The organism is Amaricoccus tamworthensis (genome assembly GCF_049800875.1).
In the GTDB taxonomy this organism is placed as follows: Bacteria; Pseudomonadota; Alphaproteobacteria; order Rhodobacterales; family Rhodobacteraceae; genus Amaricoccus; species Amaricoccus tamworthensis.
The window spans coordinates 258,967-279,966 of record NZ_JBNAFV010000005.1; the positions used below are offsets into that span (position 1 = coordinate 258,967).

19 protein-coding genes are annotated in these 21,000 nt (G+C 61.9%); 10 read left to right on the top strand and 9 right to left on the bottom strand.

The window, feature by feature from the left end; all coding sequences use genetic code 11:
• Positions 1-12 precede the first annotated feature (12 nt).
• Entirely contained in the window at positions 13-537 is a 525-nt protein-coding gene (locus ACP15P_RS11645; RefSeq protein WP_424928632.1) for a 2,4'-dihydroxyacetophenone dioxygenase family protein, read from the top strand.
• Here ACP15P_RS11645 and ACP15P_RS11650 read toward each other — a convergent pair.
• Positions 527-1,246, bottom strand: coding sequence for an endonuclease/exonuclease/phosphatase family protein (locus tag ACP15P_RS11650; protein ID WP_424928633.1), 720 nt, complete (start codon positions 1,244-1,246; stop codon positions 527-529). The two genes, ACP15P_RS11645 and ACP15P_RS11650, sit on opposite strands and share 11 nt — an antisense overlap.
• A gap of 41 nt (positions 1,247-1,287) precedes the next feature.
• Between ACP15P_RS11650 and ACP15P_RS11655 the strand changes: the two genes are divergently transcribed.
• The 7 genes from ACP15P_RS11655 (at position 1,288) to smpB (ending at position 7,996) form a co-directional block, all read left to right on the top strand.
• Positions 1,288-1,932: a DUF2238 domain-containing protein gene (locus tag ACP15P_RS11655; RefSeq protein ID WP_424928634.1), complete on the top strand. Its 645-nt coding sequence runs from the start codon at positions 1,288-1,290 to the stop codon at positions 1,930-1,932.
• A gap of 11 nt (positions 1,933-1,943) precedes the next feature.
• Positions 1,944-2,495 (top strand): HEPN domain-containing protein, encoded by a 552-nt coding sequence (locus ACP15P_RS11660; protein ID WP_424928635.1) that lies wholly within the window; start codon positions 1,944-1,946, stop codon positions 2,493-2,495.
• 476 nt (positions 2,496-2,971) lie between these two features.
• Complete coding sequence (gene rpsO / locus ACP15P_RS11665) at positions 2,972-3,241, top strand: 30S ribosomal protein S15 (protein WP_424928636.1); 270 nt, start codon at positions 2,972-2,974, stop codon at positions 3,239-3,241.
• A gap of 211 nt (positions 3,242-3,452) precedes the next feature.
• Complete coding sequence (pnp, locus tag ACP15P_RS11670) at positions 3,453-5,576, top strand: polyribonucleotide nucleotidyltransferase (protein WP_424928637.1); 2,124 nt, start codon at positions 3,453-3,455, stop codon at positions 5,574-5,576.
• A gap of 40 nt (positions 5,577-5,616) precedes the next feature.
• Complete coding sequence (locus ACP15P_RS11675; RefSeq protein ID WP_424928638.1) at positions 5,617-6,468, top strand: sulfotransferase family protein; 852 nt, start codon at positions 5,617-5,619, stop codon at positions 6,466-6,468.
• 135 nt (positions 6,469-6,603) lie between these two features.
• Positions 6,604-7,431 carry a class I SAM-dependent methyltransferase gene (locus ACP15P_RS11680; RefSeq protein WP_424928639.1) on the top strand — a complete coding sequence of 276 codons (828 nt, stop codon included), beginning with the start codon at positions 6,604-6,606 and terminating at the stop codon, positions 7,429-7,431.
• 82 nt (positions 7,432-7,513) lie between these two features.
• Positions 7,514-7,996, top strand: a complete 483-nt coding sequence (smpB, locus tag ACP15P_RS11685; RefSeq protein WP_424928640.1) for an SsrA-binding protein SmpB — start codon at positions 7,514-7,516, stop codon at positions 7,994-7,996.
• Positions 7,997-8,005: 9 nt separating this feature from the next.
• Here the strand turns inward: smpB and ACP15P_RS11690 are convergent, their stop codons facing one another.
• From ACP15P_RS11690 to ACP15P_RS11710, 5 genes are all read right to left on the bottom strand, one after another.
• Positions 8,006-8,767: a SpoIIAA family protein gene (locus ACP15P_RS11690; RefSeq protein WP_424928641.1), complete on the bottom strand. Its 762-nt coding sequence runs from the start codon at positions 8,765-8,767 to the stop codon at positions 8,006-8,008.
• Between the two features lie 72 nt (positions 8,768-8,839).
• On the bottom strand, positions 8,840-10,150 hold the full coding sequence (gene xylA / locus ACP15P_RS11695) for a xylose isomerase (protein WP_424928642.1): 1,311 nt from the start codon (positions 10,148-10,150) through the stop codon (positions 8,840-8,842).
• Positions 10,147-11,595, bottom strand: a complete 1,449-nt coding sequence (gene xylB, locus ACP15P_RS11700) for a xylulokinase (RefSeq protein WP_424928643.1) — start codon at positions 11,593-11,595, stop codon at positions 10,147-10,149. Before xylB ends, xylA begins: the two co-directional genes overlap by 4 nt.
• 183 nt (positions 11,596-11,778) lie before the next feature.
• Positions 11,779-12,726: a TAXI family TRAP transporter solute-binding subunit gene (locus tag ACP15P_RS11705; protein ID WP_424928644.1), complete on the bottom strand. Its 948-nt coding sequence runs from the start codon at positions 12,724-12,726 to the stop codon at positions 11,779-11,781.
• A gap of 83 nt (positions 12,727-12,809) precedes the next feature.
• The gene (locus ACP15P_RS11710; protein ID WP_424928645.1) at positions 12,810-13,991 is read right to left on the bottom strand and encodes a phytanoyl-CoA dioxygenase family protein; all 1,182 of its coding nucleotides are present in this window, start codon (positions 13,989-13,991) and stop codon (positions 12,810-12,812) included.
• Between the two features lie 82 nt (positions 13,992-14,073).
• Here ACP15P_RS11710 and ACP15P_RS11715 point away from each other — a divergent pair, with 82 nt between their 5' ends.
• Positions 14,074-15,090, top strand: a complete 1,017-nt coding sequence (locus ACP15P_RS11715; protein ID WP_424928646.1) for a LacI family DNA-binding transcriptional regulator — start codon at positions 14,074-14,076, stop codon at positions 15,088-15,090.
• A 7-nt stretch (positions 15,091-15,097) separates the two neighbouring features.
• Here ACP15P_RS11715 and hemA read toward each other — a convergent pair whose 3' ends face one another.
• The 3 genes from hemA to ACP15P_RS11730 all read right to left on the bottom strand — a co-directional run bounded on the left by hemA (position 15,098) and on the right by ACP15P_RS11730 (position 20,675).
• Complete coding sequence (gene hemA / locus ACP15P_RS11720) at positions 15,098-16,312, bottom strand: 5-aminolevulinate synthase (RefSeq protein ID WP_424928647.1); 1,215 nt, start codon at positions 16,310-16,312, stop codon at positions 15,098-15,100.
• A gap of 245 nt (positions 16,313-16,557) precedes the next feature.
• Positions 16,558-17,757 carry an APC family permease gene (locus ACP15P_RS11725; protein WP_424928648.1) on the bottom strand — a complete coding sequence of 400 codons (1,200 nt, stop codon included), beginning with the start codon at positions 17,755-17,757 and terminating at the stop codon, positions 16,558-16,560.
• A 116-nt stretch (positions 17,758-17,873) separates the two neighbouring features.
• Positions 17,874-20,675, bottom strand: a complete 2,802-nt coding sequence (locus ACP15P_RS11730) for an error-prone DNA polymerase (protein WP_424928649.1) — start codon at positions 20,673-20,675, stop codon at positions 17,874-17,876.
• A 92-nt stretch (positions 20,676-20,767) separates the two neighbouring features.
• Between ACP15P_RS11730 and ACP15P_RS11735 the strand changes: the two genes are divergently transcribed.
• Positions 20,768-20,950, top strand: coding sequence for a hypothetical protein (locus tag ACP15P_RS11735; protein WP_424928650.1), 183 nt, complete (start codon positions 20,768-20,770; stop codon positions 20,948-20,950).
• Positions 20,951-21,000 lie beyond the last annotated feature (50 nt).

Consider the following 21,000-nt stretch of genomic DNA (forward strand, 5'->3'; position numbering starts at 1 on the left):
AGGAGACTTACGATGGCGGACGGAAAAGAAAACGACCCAAGGATGCCCTATCAGCTGCCCTTCCCGAAGGATGCGCTGGAGGAGATTGTCATTCCGGATGCGGTGCCGACCGATGAGAGGCTCTGGGTGCCCCAGGCGGACAATGTCTGGTTTCGGCCGCTGTGCCTGAACCGGTCGCAGGGGTACTGGATGAACCTTCTGCGGGTGCGCAAGGCCGGTGTTCTGTCGCGCCACAGGCATCCGCAGCCGGTACATGGCTTTGTTCTGAAGGGGCGCTGGCACTACCTGGAGCATGACTGGGTGGCGGAGGAAGGCGGCTATGTTTTTGAGCCGCCAGGTGAGACGCACACGCTGGTCGTGCCGGAGGACGTGGAGGAAATGATCACGTTTTTCCAGGTGAACGGCGTGATGTGTTACGTCGATCCCTGGGGTGAGGTGCTCGGATACGAGGACGTTTTCACCAAGATCGACATGTGCTGGAAGCATTTCGCCGAGGTGGGTCTCGGTGAGGACTACGTCGAGCGGTTTATTCGCTGACCGGGACGGGTGCGGTCTGCACCGGGGTGACCTCCGCGAGAATGGGAAGGTGGTCGGAGGGATGACTGCCTTTCGCGCGGCGCGGGGGATCGATCATGCGCACGTTCAGGGCATCACAGTGGGCCACGCGGTCGAGGGCGCCAAGCGGCAGATTTGCCGGGAAGGTGCGGCCAGGCGTGAGAATTGCGTAGCTGCGGGCAAGGCGGCCGAGGCCGACCTTGCGGGACCATTCGTTGAAATCCCCAAGGATCACGGTGGGCATTTGTGGGAGCGCCTCAAGCTCATCGCGGATGTGGTCGAGCTGCTGCCGCCGGGAATGGCGCAGGAGGCCGAGATGGACGCCGACCACGCGCAGGTGTGGCAGATCCACGGCAATGGCGCCGCGTGGCTCAAGCCCGGGCAGCGGGAAGCGGTTGACGACTTCGGCCTCGAGATCCGGGCGGGCCAGCATGGCAATCCCGTGCCAGCCGATGCTGACACCGTTTTCGGCCACGGGCAGCGGGCGCAGTCCGGTATGGGGTTCGATCATGTCGCGGGGCAGCGCCGAGGGGCGCTCCCCCATGCGAAAGTCAGCTTCCTGAAGAACGACGATATCCGCATCGAACGCGGAGATGGCCGACAGCACGCGCAGGGGGTCGCGGCGCAGATCAGTGCCAAGGCCCGCACGAATGTTGTAACTGGCGAGCCGCAGGGGTGCGAAATCCGACATGGTCCCTATATTGGACCGGAAAACGAAATTTGGAAGGCCCAATGCCGAGATCGAAAAGCGCCATACTCATTCTGATCATCCAGGGCGTCCTGGTGATGGAGATCATGACCGGTGTGATGACCCGGACGTGGTCGGCGGTCTTTGTGGCGGCCTCGACGCTGGGCCTCACGTTTCTGCCGCAGCGGTTTGCGGGGATGCTGGGCATTGAGCTGCCGCGATCGATCCTGACGGCGATTGTGGTTTTTATCTTTGCCTCGATGTTCCTGGGTGAGATGGCGGATTTCTATGAGCGGTTCTGGTGGTGGGATGTGGTGCTTCATTTCACATCCGCCATGACCTTTGGTTTGATGGGGTTTCTGCTCATCTTCATGCTGTTTGAGGGCGACCGCTATGCCGCGCCGCCCTGGGCGCTGTCGGTTTTGGCGTTCAGCGTGGGGCTGTCCATCGGGGCGCTGTGGGAGATTTTCGAGTTCAGCATGGACCAGATCTTCGGGATGAACATGCAGAAGTCGGGGCTCATGGACACGATGAAGGATCTGATCATCGACACATTCGGGGCGGCTCTGGGGGCTCTGTTTGGGTTTCTATATCTCAAGGAGCGGCAGCTTGGCGGCCTGGGCCGTGTGATGGAGCAGTTTGTGCACGCCAACCAGCGGTTCTACGGGAAGCTGCGCAAGAAGGATTGAGGGGTGGCAACATGACGGATTTTTTCGACACAGAGGCCGGCAAATGCGCAATGGTGGCGAAACAATTCATGGAAGCCGCACTGATCCTCGAAGACACAAACCTTGATGCGCGCAGGCGGAAGATAATATTCCGGCCTACTTTGCATCTGGCCGGTCAAGGTTTGGAACTGATTTTGAAAGCCTGCATTCTCTGGAACGGCGGCAAACCACCAACAAGCGGAAAGGCTGGTCACGACATCAATGGTCTATGGAATGACGCCAAAAGCGAGCCAGTTCGGCGCCTTGCATTTTCGAAAGCCGCACGCGTTGCCGAGCAGGACCGCGCGAGCGGAGACTATCCTGATGTTCCTCCAAAGGACGAGATTTTGCCTATGTTCAAGCAAGCCATTCTTCGTCTCGGGGAATTGCATGGTGGGCAACCCTACGCGCTTCGGTATTATTCTGAACCTGACCCACTGGCACCAAGGACTCCTTTATTAGTAAAAACCCTTTGGCACGTCTCAGAAGATTTTGTGAGAAACCCCAGAGATTTCGAATTGTCCAAATTCGGTTCGGGTGCATGAACAATTTGCGATGCGGTTCGTTTTGCGGCCAAAATGGACGCGTTCAAACATGGCGAACTCTCAACAATTGATAAGTTTTTCGCCGATATATTGCCGCCGGACGGGAATTGTACCTGTGGTGCGTATCCGCTGTCAGGTGATCTCCAAGCAAGCGCATCTCCGCCGTTCCGCTCTGCGTTCGCGCCAGCCTGCTCAAACCTGCCGCCAAGCGGAGCAAATGCGCCACGCCCATCGACGCTGCCCTCACCGTACGAGCTAAAGCGTGGGACAAGACGGGCCGGAGAATCCAATAACGGTCGCATCGTTCCGGCCGCACCATCCCCCCTTTCCAAACAACACGAAAGGCGCTATACGGCGCGGGCTGCGGAATGCCCAGGCGTTTGCGCAGCCCTTTTTGTTCGTGACCCTGCTGGACGACATCCCGGCTGTGGCCGAGGGCAAAAGGGAATTTTCACGTTTTATACAAGGATGAATCGATGTCGATTACGCCAGACGTAAAAGAATCGCTGATCAAGGAATACGCAACCAAGGAAGGCGACACGGGTTCGCCGGAAGTTCAGGTTGCCATTCTGACCAGCCGGATCACCACCCTGACCGAGCACTTCAAGACCCACAAAAAGGACAACCATTCCCGCCGTGGTCTGCTCAAAATGGTGTCCCAGCGCCGTAAACTGCTGGACTATGTAAAGAAGAAGGATGAGGCACGGTATCAGGACCTGATCAAACGCCTCGGCATCCGTCGCTGAACAAGGTTTGAAGCGCGCCCCTGTGGCGCGCTTTTGCCATCGAAAAGGCGTCCGTGCCGGCGCCGGGGGACACGCCCCTACCTGCGGCACATGTCCGTCAGCCCCTCCCGACCCCGGAGACAAGGCTGGATCACCGAACCGGGGTCACCGGCATGAGGCCGGATCAAGCGGTGCGTAACCAGGGGGTTCCACCGCCATGTAAGGGAAAAACATGTTCAATATCGTGAAAAAATCCATCGAGTGGGGCCATGATACGCTCACGCTCGAAACGGGGAAGATTGCGCGCCAGGCGGATTCAACCGTCATCGCCACCTATGGCGAAACCACCGTAATGGCGGCGGTGGTATTTGAGAAAAAACCGAAAGCGGGCTTCGATTTCTTCCCGCTGACCGTCCATTACCAGGAAAAATATTACTCGGCCGGCAAGATCCCCGGCGGTTTCTTCAAGCGTGAGGCGCGGCCCACGGAGAAGGAAACGCTGACGTCCCGTCTGATCGACCGTCCGATCCGCCCGCTGTTCGTGGAAGGCTTCAAGCACGAAACCCAGGTGATCTGTACCGTTCTGTCCTACGACATGGAGAACGACCCGGATATCGTTGCGATGATCGCAGCCTCCGCCGCCCTGACCCTGTCCGGCGCACCGTTCCGTGGACCCATCGGGGCCGCACGGGTTGGTTTTGTTGACGGCTCCTACGTTCTGAACCCGGCCGCTGACGACATGGAAAAGCTGCGGGAAAACCCCGAGCAGCGTCTCGACCTGGTTGTTGCGGGCACCAAAGACGCCGTGATGATGGTCGAATCGGAAGCCTATGAGCTGTCCGAGGCTGAGATGCTGGGTGCCGTGAAGTTCGGTCACGAGCAGATGCAGCCGGTTATCGACATGATCATCGACATGGCCGAGGAGGCCGCGAAAGAGCCGTTTGATTTCCAGGCTCCCGACTACTCCGCCATCTATGAGCGCATCAAATCCGTTGGTGAGGACGCGATGCGTTCGGCTTTCGCCATCACCGACAAGCAGGAGCGCACCTCCGCGATTTCTGCAGCCCGGGAGTCCATCCTCGAAGCGCTGTCCGAGGAAGAGCGGGAGGACGAAAACCTCGGCTCCGCGATGAAGAAGCTGGAGTCCAGCGTTGTTCGTGGTGACATCCTGGCCCATGGCCGCCGGATTGACGGTCGTGATCTGACCACCGTGCGCCCGATTGTGGCCGAGGTTGGCATCCTGCCGCGCACGCATGGTTCTTCCCTGTTCACCCGTGGTGAGACGCAGGCCCTGGTCGTGTCCACGCTCGGCACCGGTGACGACGAGCAGATGATCGACGCGCTGCAGGGTACGACCCGCTCGAACTTCATGCTGCACTACAACTTCCCGCCCTACTCCGTCGGTGAAGCCGGTCGTATGGCTGGTCCGGGCCGTCGTGAGATTGGTCACGGTAAACTGGCATGGCGTGCGCTTCAGGCGGTTCTGCCGGCGGCAACCGACTTCCCCTACACCATCCGCGTTGTCTCCGAGATCACGGAGTCGAACGGTTCGTCCTCGATGGCGTCGGTTTGTGGCGGTTCGCTGTCCATGATGGATGCGGGTGTTCCGCTCAAGGCGCCGGTGGCCGGTGTTGCCATGGGTCTGATCCTGGAAGGTGAGGACTTTGCGGTTCTGACCGACATTCTGGGTGACGAGGACCACCTCGGCGACATGGACTTCAAGGTTGCGGGTACCGAGAACGGCATCACCTCGCTCCAGATGGACATCAAGGTTGCAGGCATTACGCCCGCGATCATGTCGCAGGCTCTGGAACAGGCGAAAGCCGGCCGGATGCACATCCTCGGCGAAATGTCCCAGGCCCTGACCTCCGGTCGTGAGGAATTCTCCGCACACGCACCGCGCATTGAGACCATGCAGATCAACACGGACAAAATCCGTGAGGTTATCGGTTCCGGTGGTAAGGTGATCCGGTCCATCGTTGAGGAATCCGGTGCCAAGGTCGACATCAATGACGAGGGCATCATCAAGATCGCCAGCGCCAATGCCGAGTCGATCGCGAAAGCCCGTGAGATGATCGGTTCCATTGTGGACGAGCCGGAGCCCGGCAAGATCTACACCGGCAAGGTCGTCAAGATCATGGACTTCGGTGCATTCGTGAACTTCTTCGGCAAGCGCGACGGTCTGGTTCATGTGAGCCAGATGTCCAACGAGCGCGTCGGCCACCCGAAAGACGTCGTGTCCGAGGGTCAGTCCGTGAAGGTCAAGCTGATGGGCTTCGACGACCGTGGCAAGGTTCGCCTGTCCATGAAAGTGGTCAACCAGGAAACCGGTGAGGAAATCTCCGAGGACGCCTGATCCCATTGCGGCCCGGGCCGGACATGGCGGAATGTGACGTATGATCAACCCATACAGAATTCGCCATAACCGGACCTGGGCCAAGGTTCAGCTGGACCGGCTGACCATGAAACTGCTCACGGCGCTTGATCGCGGCGTGCAGCCCATTCCCTCCGGAATATGTCCTGTATCAACCTGTTTTGTGGTCGGGTGCGGGCATTCCGGTACGACGCTGCTGGCGGCGCGTCTTGGCAGCCATCCCAAAATTATGGCGATCCCCGAAGAAACCAGCATGTTTCTTCAGGTCAAACGCAGGCTTTCCACGGCGAGGAGGCGTATTTCTCAGTATTTGGAAGAGGCGACGGATGTAGGCGCGGCATGTCTGGTGGAAAAGACGCCGAAGCATGTGCATTCGGTGGAGCGTATCCGACGCATCCTGCCCGATGCGCGGGTGATTGTGGCTCTGCGCAATCCGTATGACACCTGTCTCTCATTCAAGACCCGGTTCAACGATCTGAATTACGGGATTGAGCGTTGGGTGATCGATAATGAGGCGGCGCTCGCGCTGTCCGGGCGGGACGGTGTTTGTTTCACGTTTTTCGAGCGGCTGACGGAGCGCCCGGACGGGGAGCTGGGCCGGATTCTCGCGTTCATGGGGCTGGAATTTGACGGTGCGGTTGTGTCGGCGGAAAACACGGTTTTTGAGAGCAAACAGCACAGATCCCCCAACATGCAGTTGCGCACGAAGCAGGTGGGCCAGCCGATCCGGGCCAATTCAGGCAAGTGGCGTACCGGACTGACAGAAGAGGAGGTCCGCCGGGTCGAGGCGGCGTGTGGACCGCTGTGGCGCCAGCTTCTGGATCGGCACGCGGAGTGTGCGCCGGATGAACCCGAATTGGCGGATCCGGCGTAGCAACTCCGGGTTTTTTCGATGTTTTGAGGTCGCTCCATGGGGCGGCCTTTATTGTTTGGCATATGCCCTGGGGCCGCGGTGTCTCCAAATTTTGGCAAATTTGTGCTAAATTGAGTGGGAACCGGGGGAGAAATCATGCCGGACACGACCGCATTTGAGAAAATGGAACTGGACGGATGGTCCCAGCCGTCCACGGCTGCGGGATACGCGAAAGGGTTCTCAAACGCGTCACGGTTTATGGCGCAACGACTGGCGGATGCGGTGTCGGCGGGTCCCGATATGGAGGTTTTGGATCTGTGCTGTGGTCCTGGGCTGATCACGGCGGAGCTTCTGTCACGCGGGGCCAGAGTGACCGGTTTGGATTTCTCTGAGGCCATGATTGAGCTGGCGCGGGTCGCGGCACCGGATGCGCGGATTGTTCAGGGCGACGCCATGGCGCTCGAATTCCCGGATGCCACGTTCGATGCGGTGACAATTGGGTACGGCGTTCCGCATTTTCCCGACACGATGGCGGGATTGAAGCAGGCGGCCCGGGTGCTCAAGCCCGGCGGGCGGATCGCGTTTTCGATCTGGGAGGGTAAGGGATCGAACGGTGCATTTGGATGGCTGTTCGATGCGGTGGGACGTCTGGGCGATCCCACGGTGTCCCTGCCAGAGGGGCCGGACGCGCATCAGTTGGCGGATGATGCGACTGCGCGGGACATGGTTGGCGAAGCGGGATTTCGGGATATCGCGTCGGAGCGGGTGGCGACGGAACTGGATGTGCCGCAACCCGAGGCGTTATTTGATGCCTTTGACCGTGGCGCGGTTCGGGCCGCCTCATTGCTGAGCGGACAGTCAAGTGATCTGCGCAACGCCATTCGGGCGGATCTGGCGGCGCGCGTCCGGCGTGAGGGTGAGGTAACCGGCGATGGGTATCGCGTGGCCGCGCCTTCGGTCGTTGTATCGGCAGCGCGCATTTGACCCGGCAATTGGTCTGAAGTCGCTGGACTATTTTTGGGCACCGCTGGACAGCAGCCCCTTCAATGGTTAGATGCGGCAGACCATGGCAGCAAAAAAGAAAAAATCGGACGACAACAACAGGCTTGTCGCGGAGAACCGCAAGGCGCGGTACAATTATTCCATCGAGGATACGCTCGAGGCGGGGATCGTGCTTGAGGGGTCCGAGGTCAAATCCCTGCGCAACGGGCACTCACAGATCACGGAAAGCTATGCCTCCATCGAGGATGGCGAGTTGTGGCTGATTAACGGGTATATCCCGGCCTACAAGCAGGCGAAGACTTTTGGACATGAGGAACGGCGGCGGCGGAAGCTGCTGGTCAGCCGCAAGGAACTGGCCAATCTGTGGAAGAACACCGCGCGCGAGGGCATGACTATTGTGCCGCTGAAGCTCTATTTCAACGAAAAGGGCATGGCGAAGCTGCTGCTCGGCGTAGCCAAGGGTAAAAACGTGGCTGACAAACGCCAGACCGAGCAGAAACGCGACTGGAACCGCCAGAAGGCGCGGCTGCTGCGCGAGCGGGGCTGACCCAGGGGGTCAGTCGTCGTCCTCCGGCGCGTCGTCGCTGATCCAGGTTTTTGCGGCCTGCAACTCATCATTGGAAAACACGTGGACGTGGCCAGGAATGAGCGGCGCGAAAACGCGGGTGGCGTGGCGGATCCAGTCGAGGTCGGAGACCACGGCGATTTTGGTGAACTGCGTCAGGTGCATGATGCCGACGCGCGCGTCGCTCCAGACCGCGCCGGGGGTCATGGATTTGAAATCCGGGCCGATGCGATAGATCAGCTTGATCTTGCGGTGATCCTTCAGTTTGTCCTGGATGAGCGGCACGATCCGATCGGAATAGTCGCGGGCCGTGATGACACCATGGACGGAAAAGCCAACCACATCGTCGGGCAGGTCTTCCATAACGGTGATGTGGTTCGGGCTGGCGTCGGGTTCGGAGACCCAGCTTAGGGCTTTTTCAAGCTGATCCGCCGGGAAATGCCGGATGCGGGCGGCCAGAAAATGCTTTGCGAATTTCGGCGCCACGTCCAGCACGCGGGCGTCGGAGACAAGGGCTATCTTGTCGACCATGCGGTGGTGGTCACGGATGAAGCTGAGATGGCCGATGAATGAGGCAAAGTCGGACCAGCCCGGGAATTCAGCGGTATGGACAACGATGTTTGGAATGCTGTCGGTTTCGTTGACCCATTTGTTGAACCGCTCGGTCAGCTGGGAGAAGTCCTTCTCCGTCAGCTTGCCCGTTGGTTCCAGGATGAAACAGTTGTGGTTGGTATCCTCAACAATCGACAGCATGGCTCCCCTCCGCGTGCGGTATGTTGGCTGTTACCAACATGCGCCCGACGCGGAGAGGTTTCAAGCGGGTGCCTAGACGAACCGGTTGATCCAGTTTTCCAGCCGTTCCTGCTGACCCGAGACGGGTTGAGGGTCGAGGCCCTCGGAATGCACACGGGCGGCGATGGTCTCGAGATCGGCGCCGTCGGCCAGCATGGCCTGGTTTTCCGGTTTGTCCCAGCCGGCGTAGCGCTGTTTGACGAAATCGGCCCAGCCGCCGTCCTCGATCATGGCCGCCGCCGCGATCAGGCCCCGGGCGATAACGTCCATGCCGCCGATATGACCGGCGATGAGGTCCACGGGGTCGAGAGACTGACGACGCAGCTTACTGTCGAAGTTGAAACCGCCGGTGGTGAAGCCGCCGCCCTTGAGGATGTAGTACATCGCCACTGCGGTTTCCGGCACGTTGTTGGGGAACTGGTCGGTGTCCCAGCCGGACTGGTAATCGTTGCGGTTGGCGTCGAGGCTGCCGAAAATGCCCAGCGCGTTGGCCGTTTCGATCTCGTGCTCAAAGGTGTGGCCGGCGAGAACGGAGTGGCCGGTCTCGATGTTGACCTTAACCTCTTTTTCCAGACCGAAGCGCTGCAGGAAGCCGAACACGGTGGCAACGTCGTAGTCGTACTGGTGCTTGCTGGGCTCCTGGGGTTTGGGCTCGATCAGGATGGCGCCCTCGAAGCCGATTTTGTGTTTGTAATCGACGACCATAGACAGGAACCGGCCCATCTGGTCGAGCTCGCGGCCCATGTCGGTGTTGAGCAGGGTCTCGTAGCCTTCGCGGCCACCCCAGAGCACGTAGTTGGCACCTTTCAGCCGGTGCGTGACGTCCATGCAGTGCTTCACCTGGGCGGCGCACCAGGCGAAGACCTCCGGGTCGGGGTTGGTTGAGGCCCCGGCCATGAAACGCCGGTTGGTGAACATGTTGGCCGTGCCCCAGAGCAGTCGGGTGCCGGTTTCCTCAATTTTGCGCTCGAAAATGTCGGCGATGGCGCTGACATTGTCGTTCGATTCCTGAAGCGTGTCGCCTTCCGGGGCGATGTCCCGGTCGTGGAAGGTAAAGAACGGCGCGTTGAGGATGGAGAACATCTCAAAGGCCACATCGGCCTTGAGTTTGGCCGCTTCCATCGGGTCGCCGTGGAACCATGGGCGCTCAAAGGTCTGGCCGCCGAACGGGTCGCCACCGGGCCAGGCGAAGCTGTGCCAGTAGGCCACGGCGAAGCGCAGGTGGTCCTCCATGGTCTTGCCCATGATCTCGCGTTTGGCGTCGTAGAAGCGGAAGGCGAGCGGATCATCGCTGTCCGGCCCCTTGTATTCGACCCTGTCGATACCCGCAAAAAAGTCTGTCATTCCATTTTCTCCCTAATGGCGGGGTAAAGGCCGCGATACCGGGCCAGCCCCTCCTGATATTGTGGCACCAGGCCCGCGTCGGGCTCGACGGTGCTTATTATGTCGGGTGCGAAACACACCTCCTGTGGGTCGGCACCCTCCGCCGCGCAAATGGCGAGTCGGGCGGCACCGAGGGCCGCGCCCACATCGCTGTCGGCGGCCACGAGCAGCGGCCGGTTCAGGACGCTTGCAATGATTTTGAGCCAGGTTTTGGAACGGGCACCGCCCCCAACGGCCAGAGCCGCCTCGAAGTCCGTGCCTGCCCCGGCAAGGGCGGTCTGGCAATCGGCGAAGGCGTAGGCCACGCCCTCAAGGATCGCCTGGGCCAGGTCGGCGGGGCCGTGGCTTTGGGCGAGGCCGGTGAAGGAGCCGCGCGCACCAGGATCGTTGTGGGGAGTGCGCTCGCCCGAGAGGTAGGGCAGGAAAATCACGTCGGAGGGTCGCTCGATCTCCCCGATGGCGTCGGACAGGTTCACGGCCGTTTTGGAAGTGAGGCGCGCCAGCCATTCGAGGCTGTCGGCGGCCGACAGGATCACGCCCATCTGGTGCCATGTTTCGGGCATGGCATGGCAGAAGGCGTGAACCGCGCCTTCGGTGTTGGGTGAGAACTTTGCGTTGGAGACGAAAAGCACGCCGGAAGTGCCGAGCGAGACGAAGGCCGTGCCTGGTTTGACGACCCCTACCCCGCAGGCCGCGGCGGCGTTGTCACCGGCGCCACCGGCGACGACAACCGGGCCGGTCATGCCCCAGCGTTCGGCCAGTTCGGAGCGGAGTTTGCCGGAATCCGCGCTGCCCTCAACCAGGGACGGCATGTGGTCGCGGGTGAGGCCGGTTGCGGCGAGAAGGTCGTCGGACCAGTCGCGTTTGGCCACGTCGAGCCAGAGTGTGCCGGCGGCGTCGGACATTTCCGAGACGTATTCGCCGGTAAGGCACAGGCGCACGTAATCCTTGGGCAGGAGTACCCTTGCGGTTTTTTCGAAAATCTCCGGCTCATGCTTGCGGAGCCAGGCGAGTTTGGGGGCGGTGAAGCCGGCCATGGCGATGTTGCCCGCGATGCTACGGCTGTTGGGACAGGCCTCTTCGATCTCGGCACATTCGGCGGAGGAGCGTCCGTCATTCCAAAGGATGGCGGGGCGCAGGACGTTGTCTGCTGCGTCGAGGCATACGGCCCCGTGCATCTGGCCCGAAAGGCCGATGCCGCGCACATCGGCGAGGGAACTGCGATCGGCCAGGGTGTCGATGGTTGCCTCAGCAGCGGTCCACCAGTCCATCGGGTTCTGCTCGGACCAGTAGGGATGCGGGCGGGTTACCTCGATGGATTTGGAGGCCTGGTCGACGAGGTACTGGTCGCCGTCGAACAGCACGGTCTTGACCGATGAGGTGCCGATATCAATTCCAATATACATGTTACCGCACAGCCCTTCCGGACACGCAGCCGCAATTGATGATGCTCACGATTTTGCCCTCCCACTTGCGGACGACCCGGTCGGGTGCCCGTCTTCGGCGCATAATTCTTTACCGGGACCGGGGACGCAACCGATTAAACGCGCCTGAACCCGAAAGGGGTTTCCACCCGGGTGTGATGGTTTTTATTCGGTCCAGCCCCTGTCGCCGTAAAAGGCTTCGGCTGCGGCATGCAGGGGAGCGGAGAGGCCGATGCCTGTCATGGATGTCTGCGACAGATCGGCCAATACGGGCTCGAAACCGCGCAGTTGGTCGAGATTGTCGAAGATGCTGCTCAACACGATTTCCACGACGGCATCCGGCACGGCGCTGGTGGTGACGAGGGTGGCGCCAACTCCGATGGTGTCGATGGGTTCGGGATTGCCCTGGTAGAGTTTGCCAGGGATATCGGCGGGAAACCAGGCGGCGTTTTCGGCGGCCAGATCGGTCACGGCGGGGCCGGAGATGTTGAGGATACGGGACTCGCAGCCCAGGGTCGCCTCCTGCACGGTGCGGGCGGGGTGGCCGATGACCATGGCGAAGGCGTCGACCTCACCGTCGCAGAGCGCGCGGGCCTGCTGTTCGGGGGCGATGCCGCTGACCTCCTCATAGCTGTCGGGTTGGAGCCCGGCGGCTTCGGACGCGCCGCGCCAGAGTGGAAGCTGGCTGGAGCCGCCAATGCTGACGCGTTTGCCGGAGAGATCCTGGATACCGGTCACGCCGCTGTCGGCCCGGGTCACAACGGTGAGTGGCTCGGCATGCAGGGACAGCAGTGCGCGCAGTTCGGTGAAGGGTGCGTCGACCTGGCCGTTGACCGCGGCGCGCTGGGTGTCGGACTGGACGAGCGCCATTTCCGCCGCGCCGTCGCGCAGGCGGTTGATGTTGTCGAGTGAACCATCGGACGCGATGGCCGCGCAGCGCAGTCCGTGTTCACGCCGGGTTTTGTTGATGGTGCGACAGATTGCGACACCTACCGGGAAATAGGCGCCCGCCAGGCTGCCCGTGCTCAGGCGAACCAGACGGTCTTCCTGGGCCTCAACCGGGATGGTCAGGGTCAGGGCAAGACAGGTGGTCAGGACGGACAGACGAAACAAGGCGGCCTCCGGTTTTATTGGGACCTTAAGTCTAGTCCCGGATCGGAGCCCGCACAACTACAGGCTTGGCGCCGATTGCGCGATCAGGCCCGGCGCGCCGCATTCATGCGGTCGAGGTGTTCGCCGAAATACCGCGGGTCCATGCCCTCCGCCAGTGCGCGGCGGAAGAACGCGGCCTGGGTTTCCGGTGCGAGACCGTTCTTGGGCGGGTCCCGGTCGAGGTTGGTGGGGAAGGAATAGCCTTCAGCGGTGGAGGCGATGGCGGCGTCGAGTTCAGCCGGGCTAAGGCGCCCGCTCTCACGGGCCTCGACGGCATGGGGGTAGACCAGCCGGCACATTTTGTCGCGGTCGATGGTTTCCATGGCGCGACCAAAGGCGGAGGACACCTGGAGCAGGTTGGCGAAACGGTGGATGTCCTCACTGGTATTGGCTCCGGCGGCGTGGAACAGGGCCGGGTTGAAGAAAACCGTGTCGCCTTTTTCCAGCGGCAACTGGACGTGGCGTTCCTCGAACAGGGCGCGAAAATCCTCGCGACGCCATGCGGCGTAGCCGGGACGATAGGCCTGGGAGAAGGGCAGCAGTTTGGTCGGGCCGCTTTCGAGAGGCATGTCGCAATGGGCGACGGCGCCCTGGAGCGTCAGGATCGGTGACACGTCATGCACATGCGCGGGATAGGACGCGCTGATGTCGGCGGTTTGAAAACCGAGATGATAGTCGCGATGGGCCTGCTGGGCCTGGCCGCCGGGATGCACGAGGTTGACCTGGGCCGTCATCTGCCAGTTGGGACCGAGCCATGCCTCGCAAATGGCGGAAATGGTCGTGTTGGCGAAGTAGTCGAGAAATACGCGTGGTGACGCCTCGCAGAGTTTTTGCAGGGAATTCCAGATGCGATCATTGGCACCGGCCGCCGCGAAATGGTCGCCACCGCCGCCGGTGCCTGCCTTTTCCTTCGCGATGATGGTCCGGTAGAGGTCCGTGGCCTCATCCAGGACGGACGTGTCAGCATAGGTGCCCTTGAGCGCCACCACGCCCGCGCCGCTGCGCAGAACCTGGGCCCATTCGGCCATGATGCCGCGACGGGTCCGGGGATCCTCAAGCTCGGGGCGCAGGTCCGCCATGTCGTAGACGGGGATGTTCTTTTCAATGGATGCGGCACGCGGGACATCAGCGCTGGACGTCACCTGATCGATGAGGGTCTGGAAGTCGTTCAGGTCGCAGGCGTCCGGATCGTAGTAGCCGCTGGTCGTGTCGATGGTGTCTTTCATGATGGGTCCTCCCGTTTGTTGGGAGCAGGATAGCCGGATCCGGGATTGCTTTGGACGGGAAAACGCATCAGAAATACATCAAATGACGCATCGTTTTCCCATCAAGGAGATTGCCCGGCAAGCCGGGCTCGGGACCGCTACGGTGGACAGGGTTCTCAACAACCGGTCCAATGTGAGCCCGCAGACAAGGTCTCGGGTAAAGGCGGCCATTGAGGAACTGACGGCGCAGGAGGCGCAGCTGAGCGCCCGGGGCCGACGGCTGTTTGTCGATTTTGTGGTGGAAGCTCCGGCGCGGTTCAGCCGGGAGGTGCGGGCGGCGGCCGAGTCGATCCTGCCCCGTGTTGGGGCGGCGGTGTTCCGGCCACGGTTTGTCCTGCAGGAAGTGATGGAGGAGGCGGAGGTCGTCCGCGTTTTGGAGCGCATTCTGAAGCGTGGCAGCCAAGGGGTGTGCCTGAAAGCGCGGGACACACCGCGAATTCGGGAGGCCGTGAATGCGCTGATGGCCACGCGAATTCCGGTCGTGACGCTGGTCACGGATATGGGCGGCACGGATCGCCTCGCTTATGTGGGGCTCGACAACGCAGGTGCGGGCCGGACGGCGGGCTGGATCATCTCGAAAATTGTTGGAGACGGGCCCGGTACGGTGCTGGCGACGCGCAGTCACGAGCGGTTTCTCGGGGAGGAGGAACGGGAAAGCGCGTTCGCCGCAACGTTGGCGGCCCGGTGCCCGAACCTGCGGATGCTGCCGGTTCAGGGGGGTGGAGGGCTCGGCCATGAGACGTCGAAGGTACTTGCCCGGGCCATGGAAGGCGTGACGGATTTGCGCGCGGTTTATTCAATGGGAGGCGGCAACCGCTCAATTCTGAAGACGCTGGGCGACAGCGGGCATGCCCCGCAGGTCTATGTGGCGCATGACCTCGATCAGGAGAACCGTGCCCTTATCCGGGTCCGGAGGCTGGACTTCATCCTGCACCACGATCTGCGCGAGGATATGGGGAATGCGTATGCCGCCTTCCTGGCCTATCACGGGTTGTCGGCCGAACCTGTGGAGGCGGCAATTTCGTCGGTTCAGGTTCTGACGCCGGAGAACGTGGGCTGACAGTGGATCAGGCGACCGACCGCGCAAGGGCACACTGGCTCCAGAGGGAGCCGAGAGCGCGGGTCAGGTGGTCGATGTCCTCAGTGGTGTGCATCGGTGACGGCGTGAAGCGCAGACGCTCGGTGCCCTGGGGGACGGTCGGGTAGTTGATGGGCTGCACGTAGATGCCGTAGTCGGACAGCAGAATGTCCGAGATCATCTTACATTTGACCGGGTCCTTGACCATCACCGGGACAATGTGGCTCGGGTTCGGCAGATGGGGAATTCCGAGCGCATCGAGACGTTTGCGCAGCAGGGCCACGTTGGATTTTTGCAGGTCGCGTTCGACGCTGCTTTCCTTGAGGTGACGGATGCTGGCGCGGGCACCGGCGGCCACGGCGGGTGGCAGGGCGGTGGTGAAGATGAAACCGCTGGCGAAGCTGCGGATAAAGTCGATCAGGGCGGCGGAGCCGGTGATGTAGCCACCATGCACGCCAAACGCTTTGCCGAGTGTGCCCTCGATCAGGGTGACGCGGTCCATCAGGCCGCGTTCCTCGGCGATGCCGCCGCCGCGCGGGCCATAAAGGCCAACCGCGTGAACCTCATCGAGATAGGTCATGGCACCGTGTTTTTCGGCCACGTCGAGGATTTCCTCCATGGGCGCGATGTCACCATCCATGGAATAGACGCTTTCAAAGGCCACGACCTTGGGACGGTCGGGGGAAAGCGTGGAGAGTTTGCGGTCGAGATCCTCGGGGTCATTGTGCCGCCAGATCATTTTTTCGGCGCGGGAGTGGCGGATGCCCTCGATCATGCTGGCGTGGTTGAGCGAGTCGGAGAGAATCACGCAGTTCTCAAGCTTCGATCCGAGCGTGCCGAGGCTTGCCCAGTTGGAGACGTAACCGGAGGTGAACAGCAGCGCGGCTTCCTTGCCGTGGAGGTCGGACAGTTCGGCCTCGAGCAGAACATGGTCGTGGTTCGTGCCGGAAATATTGCGCGTACCACCCGCGCCCGCACCACAGCGGTCGATGGCTTCATGCATGGCCTGGGTGACGATGGGATGCTGGCCCATGCCGAGATAATCGTTGGAACACCAGACGGTTACGTCCGATGTGGCGCCGTCGTGATGCCATTTGGCCTGGGGGAAAACGCCGCTGCACCGTTCAAGCTCGGCGAACACGCGGTAGTTTCCCGCATCCCGAAGAGCCGACAGGTGTTTTTCAAACAGAGCGTCATAATCCATGGGTCGTACCCTCTTTCCGGTTCCCCTTGTCGCCGTACCGTCCGCCCCACGGAACTTCCGGTTTCAGGGATTTGGCATTCCAGGGGCCAAAAGTCCAGCCTGGGCGGCCGGGTCTTTGGTATTGGTATCGTTCACTTTACGCGGACTTTTGTCCCAGGACTGCGAGCCCGGTCCTTGACTTTGATCAAATTTACCGGATTTCGGCCCGTGAGGCTACGGACCCGTCGTTTAAGCAAACACCCGTGCTATTCGACCGGCGTTCCGAAGACCGCGATGGTCAGACCAAGGAGTGCAAGAAAGGTGAAAAGCAGTGTCAGATGGTTCAGTCGTGCCTGTCGGTAGGCGCCCCTGGCTGCAATCATGGCCTGGAAGGCGTAGTAGAGCGCAAAGGCGCGTGACGCGTAGCTGATGATCTCGAACACGCTCATGACCCAGGTCAGAAGCAGGGCGAAGGCCACCAGGATCGCGTAGGCAACACGGGGTGAAATTCGACCGCCGGTGAGTTCCTCAAGCAGACCGCCGGTGCCACCGGTATCGGCTACGGCCGCGCTGAACTGGGCGCTGAGGGCGGAGGCGATCAAGAGAACCGGCAGGACGGGGGCAACGATTGCCATAAGGTCAATGATTGCGGTTTCGCTGAGGTGAAGCATGTCGGGGGCGAAAAGATACGACATGAGAATGATGTAGACCATGTAGATCCCGGTCGACATCCACTGGGCCAGCCGCATGGACCGGATGCGTGTCGGGGCGTCATACTCATCCCCAAGATAGCGGGAGGTCTCGAACCCCTGAACGGTGATGAGCAGTCCGAAAATCAGGGTTATGGCAGGCCAGCCGTGCAGTTGCGGCGGTTTCACAACCAGATCGCCTGTCGCGACACGCTCGGCGAAAAACCAGCCGAGTCCAAACAGCAGCCCGGCAATGATGGCGAGTTTCACGCCCACCGAGATCTGCTCCATGTGCTCAAGCGCGCGAAACCCGTGGGTCCATCCAACGATCAGGATAACGGCAAGCACCCCGGTGGTGACCAGCCTGGCGTGGTAGGCGTCGTTCAGGTCGGTCAGGCTGACGGCGAAGGAGCCGAGCAGGTTGAGGTAATAGGCGACGGACACCGTATAGGCGAATGCAAGAACCCAGGACGCGGATTTCTCAAGGAGGTCCCCGACAGGATCGAGGCCTGGACCATGTTGCGCGATGCGGGCGATGTTGAAGCGGATCGCCGAGCCAAAAAGATAGGCCGTCAGGCACAGCAGGCCCATCACGAGGGGCGCGTATTTGCCATAGGAGGCGTCGAGGACCGGTCCGAGGACGAGGAAACCACTGCCGATGATGGAAGCCAGTGGTGTGATCGCGGCGCGCCACATCCGGGCCTGCGCCAGTTTTGGGTGAAGCAGAAGCCCGCCCGTGAAAACGGTTACGAAGATGATCAGTCCGTTTAAAATCACCGAACCTCAATTTGGAACAGGCGGAAAACAATACGCCTTTTGACATCCGTGCGGGTGATGTGACCCGTGCCGGAGACTGGCCAAATGGCGGGGTGGAGGCAAGGTCTTTTCGTGGATCAGCCCGCATCCAGCAAAGGCCGGATCAGGGCCATGGGATGGGCGCGGAGGGTCAGGCGCAGGGAGGAATAGTCCGCCACAACCTCCTCACCCAGGGTCATGGGCGGCAGGGTGACGGGGCCTTCGAGGTCCCCCTCGCCTTCCAGGCCCGCGAAGAGCGGCAGGGGTTTGTCGCCGGCGATGCCGCGCACCTGCCAGAGGGCCTCGCGGCGGGTGAGGCCAAGGGAGGCGAAGGCGTCGGCCTCGGCCAGGACCGTGAGCAGACGCGGCGGGGTACCGGCGCGGCGCCAGACGGCGGCGACGTCGCTGTAGCCGTTGCCACGGGCGGCGGTGATCCAGTCGGCCTCGTCAGCGCGCATGGATTTGATCTGGCGAAAACCGAGACGCAGGGCCAGGCCGCCACGCCCGTCGGGTTCGAGCGTGTTGTCCCAGTAGCTGGCGTTGATGCAGACGGGGCGAACGGTGACGTCATGCTTGCGGGCGTCGCCCACGATCTGGGCCGGGGCGTAGAAGCCCATGGGCTGGGAGTTCAGGAGCGCGCAGGCGAAGACCTCCGGGTGGTGGCATTTGATCCAGGCCGAGGCGTAGACCAGCAGGGCGAAGGAGGCCGCGTGGCTTTCGGGGAAGCCGTAGGAGCCGAACCCCTCGATCTGGGAAAAGCAGCGTTCGGCGAAGTCGGCCTCATAGCCGTTTTTAGCCATGCCGGAGAGAAAGAGCTCGCGGAATTCACTGACATTGCCGTGTTTCTTGAAGGTGGCGAGCGACCGGCGCAGGCGGTCGGCCTGTTCGGGGGAGAAGCCCGCGCAGATAATGGCGATCTGCATGGCCTGTTCCTGGAAGAGCGGGACGCCCAGGGTTTTGCCGAGAACCGCGCCGAGTTCATCCGAGGGGAAGCTGACCTCCTCCTCACCGCGGCGGCGGCGGATGTAGGGGTGGACCATGTCGCCCTGGATGGGACCGGGGCGGATGATGGCGACCTCGATGACAAGGTCATAGAAACAGCGCGGGCGCATGCGGGGGAGAAAGTTCATCTGGGCGCGGGATTCGACCTGGAAGACGCCCAGGCTGTCCGCACGGCAAAGCATGTCATAGACCTGCGCGTCCTCGGCAGGCAGGGTGGCGAGGGTATAGCGGGTGCCAAAATGCTGGGCCATCAGGTCGAAGGCCTTGCGGATGCAGGTGAGCATGCCCAGCGCCAGCACGTCGACCTTGAGGATGCCGAGCGCGTCGATGTCGTCCTTGTCCCAGCAGATGACCGTGCGGTCCTCCATGGTGGCGTTCTCAATGGGAACGAGAGCGTCGAGCGGGCCCTCGGTCATAACGAAGCCGCCCACATGCTGGCTGAGGTGGCGGGGGAAGCCGATGATCTCGTCCACAAGCTGCATGGTCTGGGCGAGGCGGCGGTCGGTGGGGTCGAGACCGAGTTCGAGGAGGCGGGCCGTGGGCAAATCGCCGCTGCCCCAGCCCCAGATCTGGCTGGACATGGCAGCGACGGTGTCGCGGGACAGGCCCATGGCGGTGCCGACCTCGCGGATGGCGCGTTTGCCACGGTAGTGGATGACGGTGGCGCAGAGCCCGGCGCGGTGGCGGCCGAAGCGGCGGTAGATGTACTGGATGACCTCCTCGCGGCGCTCATGTTCGAAATCCACGTCGATGTCGGGGGGCTCGTCGCGGGCCTCGGAGACGAAACGCTCAAAGACCATGGTGCCGATTTCGGGACTGACGGAAGTGACGCCCAGCGCGTAGCAGACCACGGAATTGGCGGCGGAGCCCCGGCCCTGGCAGAGGATGTTCTGCGAGCGGGCGAATTCGACCACGTCATGCACGGTCAGGAAATAGGGCGCGTATTTCAGTCGCCCGATCAGGTCGAGTTCGTGATCGGCCTGGGCGCGGGTCTTTTCCGGAACGCCGGAGGGATAGCGCCATTTTAAACCCCGCACGGTCAGACGGGTGAGACGGTCCTGCGGATCCTCACCGTCCCAGATTTCCTTCGGGTATTCGTAGCGCAGCTCGTCGAGGGAAAAGGTGCAGTCGTCGGCGATCAGACCAGCACGGTGAACGGCATCGGGGTGGTTGTGGAAAATACGCAGCATTTCGGCCTCGGACCGCAGGCGGCGTTCGGCATTGGCCTGGGCGGCGCGGCCGATGGTGTCGATTTTCAGCCCCTCACGGATGCAGGTGAGAATGTCGGTCAGACGGCGGCGCGACCCGTGATGCATCATCGGCTCAGCCGAGGCGACGGTGACAAGGCGCAGATCGGCGGCAAGGCGGGTTATTTTGTCGAAACGCGGCGCGTCCTGGCCGTCATAGCGGGGGCTCAAAACCAGATGAGCGTGAGGATGCCGTTCGGCAAAGGCACGGGCGGCGGGCAGCCAGTCGGCGCCCGTAAAGCCTGAAGGCGTGTGAAGCAGCAGGTGCATGTCGGGGCCAAAACCGGCGAGATCGGCGGGCTGGAGCAGACAGTCGCCCTTTTCGGCCTTCAGTGCGCCGCGGGACAGGGTCTGGCAGAGCAGTCCCCAGGCGGGGCGGTTGCGCGGAATGGCGGTGATCTCAAGCCCGTTTTGCAGGCAAAGGCGCGTGGCGGGCAAAAGACGCGGGGCGAAATGCGCGTAATCGCCCAGATCACGCCGGATTTCGCGCAACTCGCTGTGGGCGCGCACGATGCCCGCCACGGAATTCCGGTCGGCAATGGCGAAGGCGGGCAGGCCCATTTCAAGGGCACGGCGGGCGTATTCCTGGGGGTGACTGCCTCCGGTCAGGAAGGTGAAATTGGATGTAATGCAGAGTTCCGCGAAGGCCATGCTCAACAGACCCCCGCACGGTTCAGGCAGGTGGTGTAAAAACACACGTATTTGTGGTAGTGTCGTCTCCCAAAAACAAATGGAGGAACACCATGGACATGATTCAGATCGACGATTACGCGAGCCGTCTGTATGCCGCCCATGGCGACAGGGCCGAGTATGAGGCCGCCCAAAAGGCCAAGGCCGCTGAGGAAAACGGCGATTCCGCGGGTGCGGAACAGTGGCAGAGGGTGCGGGCGAAAATCCATCAGCTGCGCGGGCCGCGGGTGACCTGACGACGGGTTTTTTGGGCGAAAACGCCTGTTTCTGATGTGACGCCCGGCGG

Coding starts and splice junctions, on each gene's coding strand:
- ACP15P_RS11645 (WP_424928632.1), top strand. CDS start 13: ATGGCGGACGGAAAAGAAAACGACCCAAGGATGCCCTATCAGCTGCCC.
- ACP15P_RS11650 (WP_424928633.1), bottom strand. CDS start 1,246: ATGTCGGATTTCGCACCCCTGCGGCTCGCCAGTTACAACATTCGTGCG.
- ACP15P_RS11655 (WP_424928634.1), top strand. CDS start 1,288: ATGCCGAGATCGAAAAGCGCCATACTCATTCTGATCATCCAGGGCGTC.
- ACP15P_RS11660 (WP_424928635.1), top strand. CDS start 1,944: ATGACGGATTTTTTCGACACAGAGGCCGGCAAATGCGCAATGGTGGCG.
- rpsO (WP_424928636.1), top strand. CDS start 2,972: ATGTCGATTACGCCAGACGTAAAAGAATCGCTGATCAAGGAATACGCA.
- pnp (WP_424928637.1), top strand. CDS start 3,453: ATGTTCAATATCGTGAAAAAATCCATCGAGTGGGGCCATGATACGCTC.
- ACP15P_RS11675 (WP_424928638.1), top strand. CDS start 5,617: ATGATCAACCCATACAGAATTCGCCATAACCGGACCTGGGCCAAGGTT.
- ACP15P_RS11680 (WP_424928639.1), top strand. CDS start 6,604: ATGCCGGACACGACCGCATTTGAGAAAATGGAACTGGACGGATGGTCC.
- smpB (WP_424928640.1), top strand. CDS start 7,514: ATGGCAGCAAAAAAGAAAAAATCGGACGACAACAACAGGCTTGTCGCG.
- ACP15P_RS11690 (WP_424928641.1), bottom strand. CDS start 8,767: ATGCTGTCGATTGTTGAGGATACCAACCACAACTGTTTCATCCTGGAA.
- xylA (WP_424928642.1), bottom strand. CDS start 10,150: ATGACAGACTTTTTTGCGGGTATCGACAGGGTCGAATACAAGGGGCCG.
- xylB (WP_424928643.1), bottom strand. CDS start 11,595: ATGTATATTGGAATTGATATCGGCACCTCATCGGTCAAGACCGTGCTG.
- ACP15P_RS11710 (WP_424928645.1), bottom strand. CDS start 13,991: ATGAAAGACACCATCGACACGACCAGCGGCTACTACGATCCGGACGCC.
- ACP15P_RS11715 (WP_424928646.1), top strand. CDS start 14,074: ATGACGCATCGTTTTCCCATCAAGGAGATTGCCCGGCAAGCCGGGCTC.
- hemA (WP_424928647.1), bottom strand. CDS start 16,312: ATGGATTATGACGCTCTGTTTGAAAAACACCTGTCGGCTCTTCGGGAT.
- ACP15P_RS11730 (WP_424928649.1), bottom strand. CDS start 20,675: ATGGCCTTCGCGGAACTCTGCATTACATCCAATTTCACCTTCCTGACC.
- ACP15P_RS11735 (WP_424928650.1), top strand. CDS start 20,768: ATGGACATGATTCAGATCGACGATTACGCGAGCCGTCTGTATGCCGCC.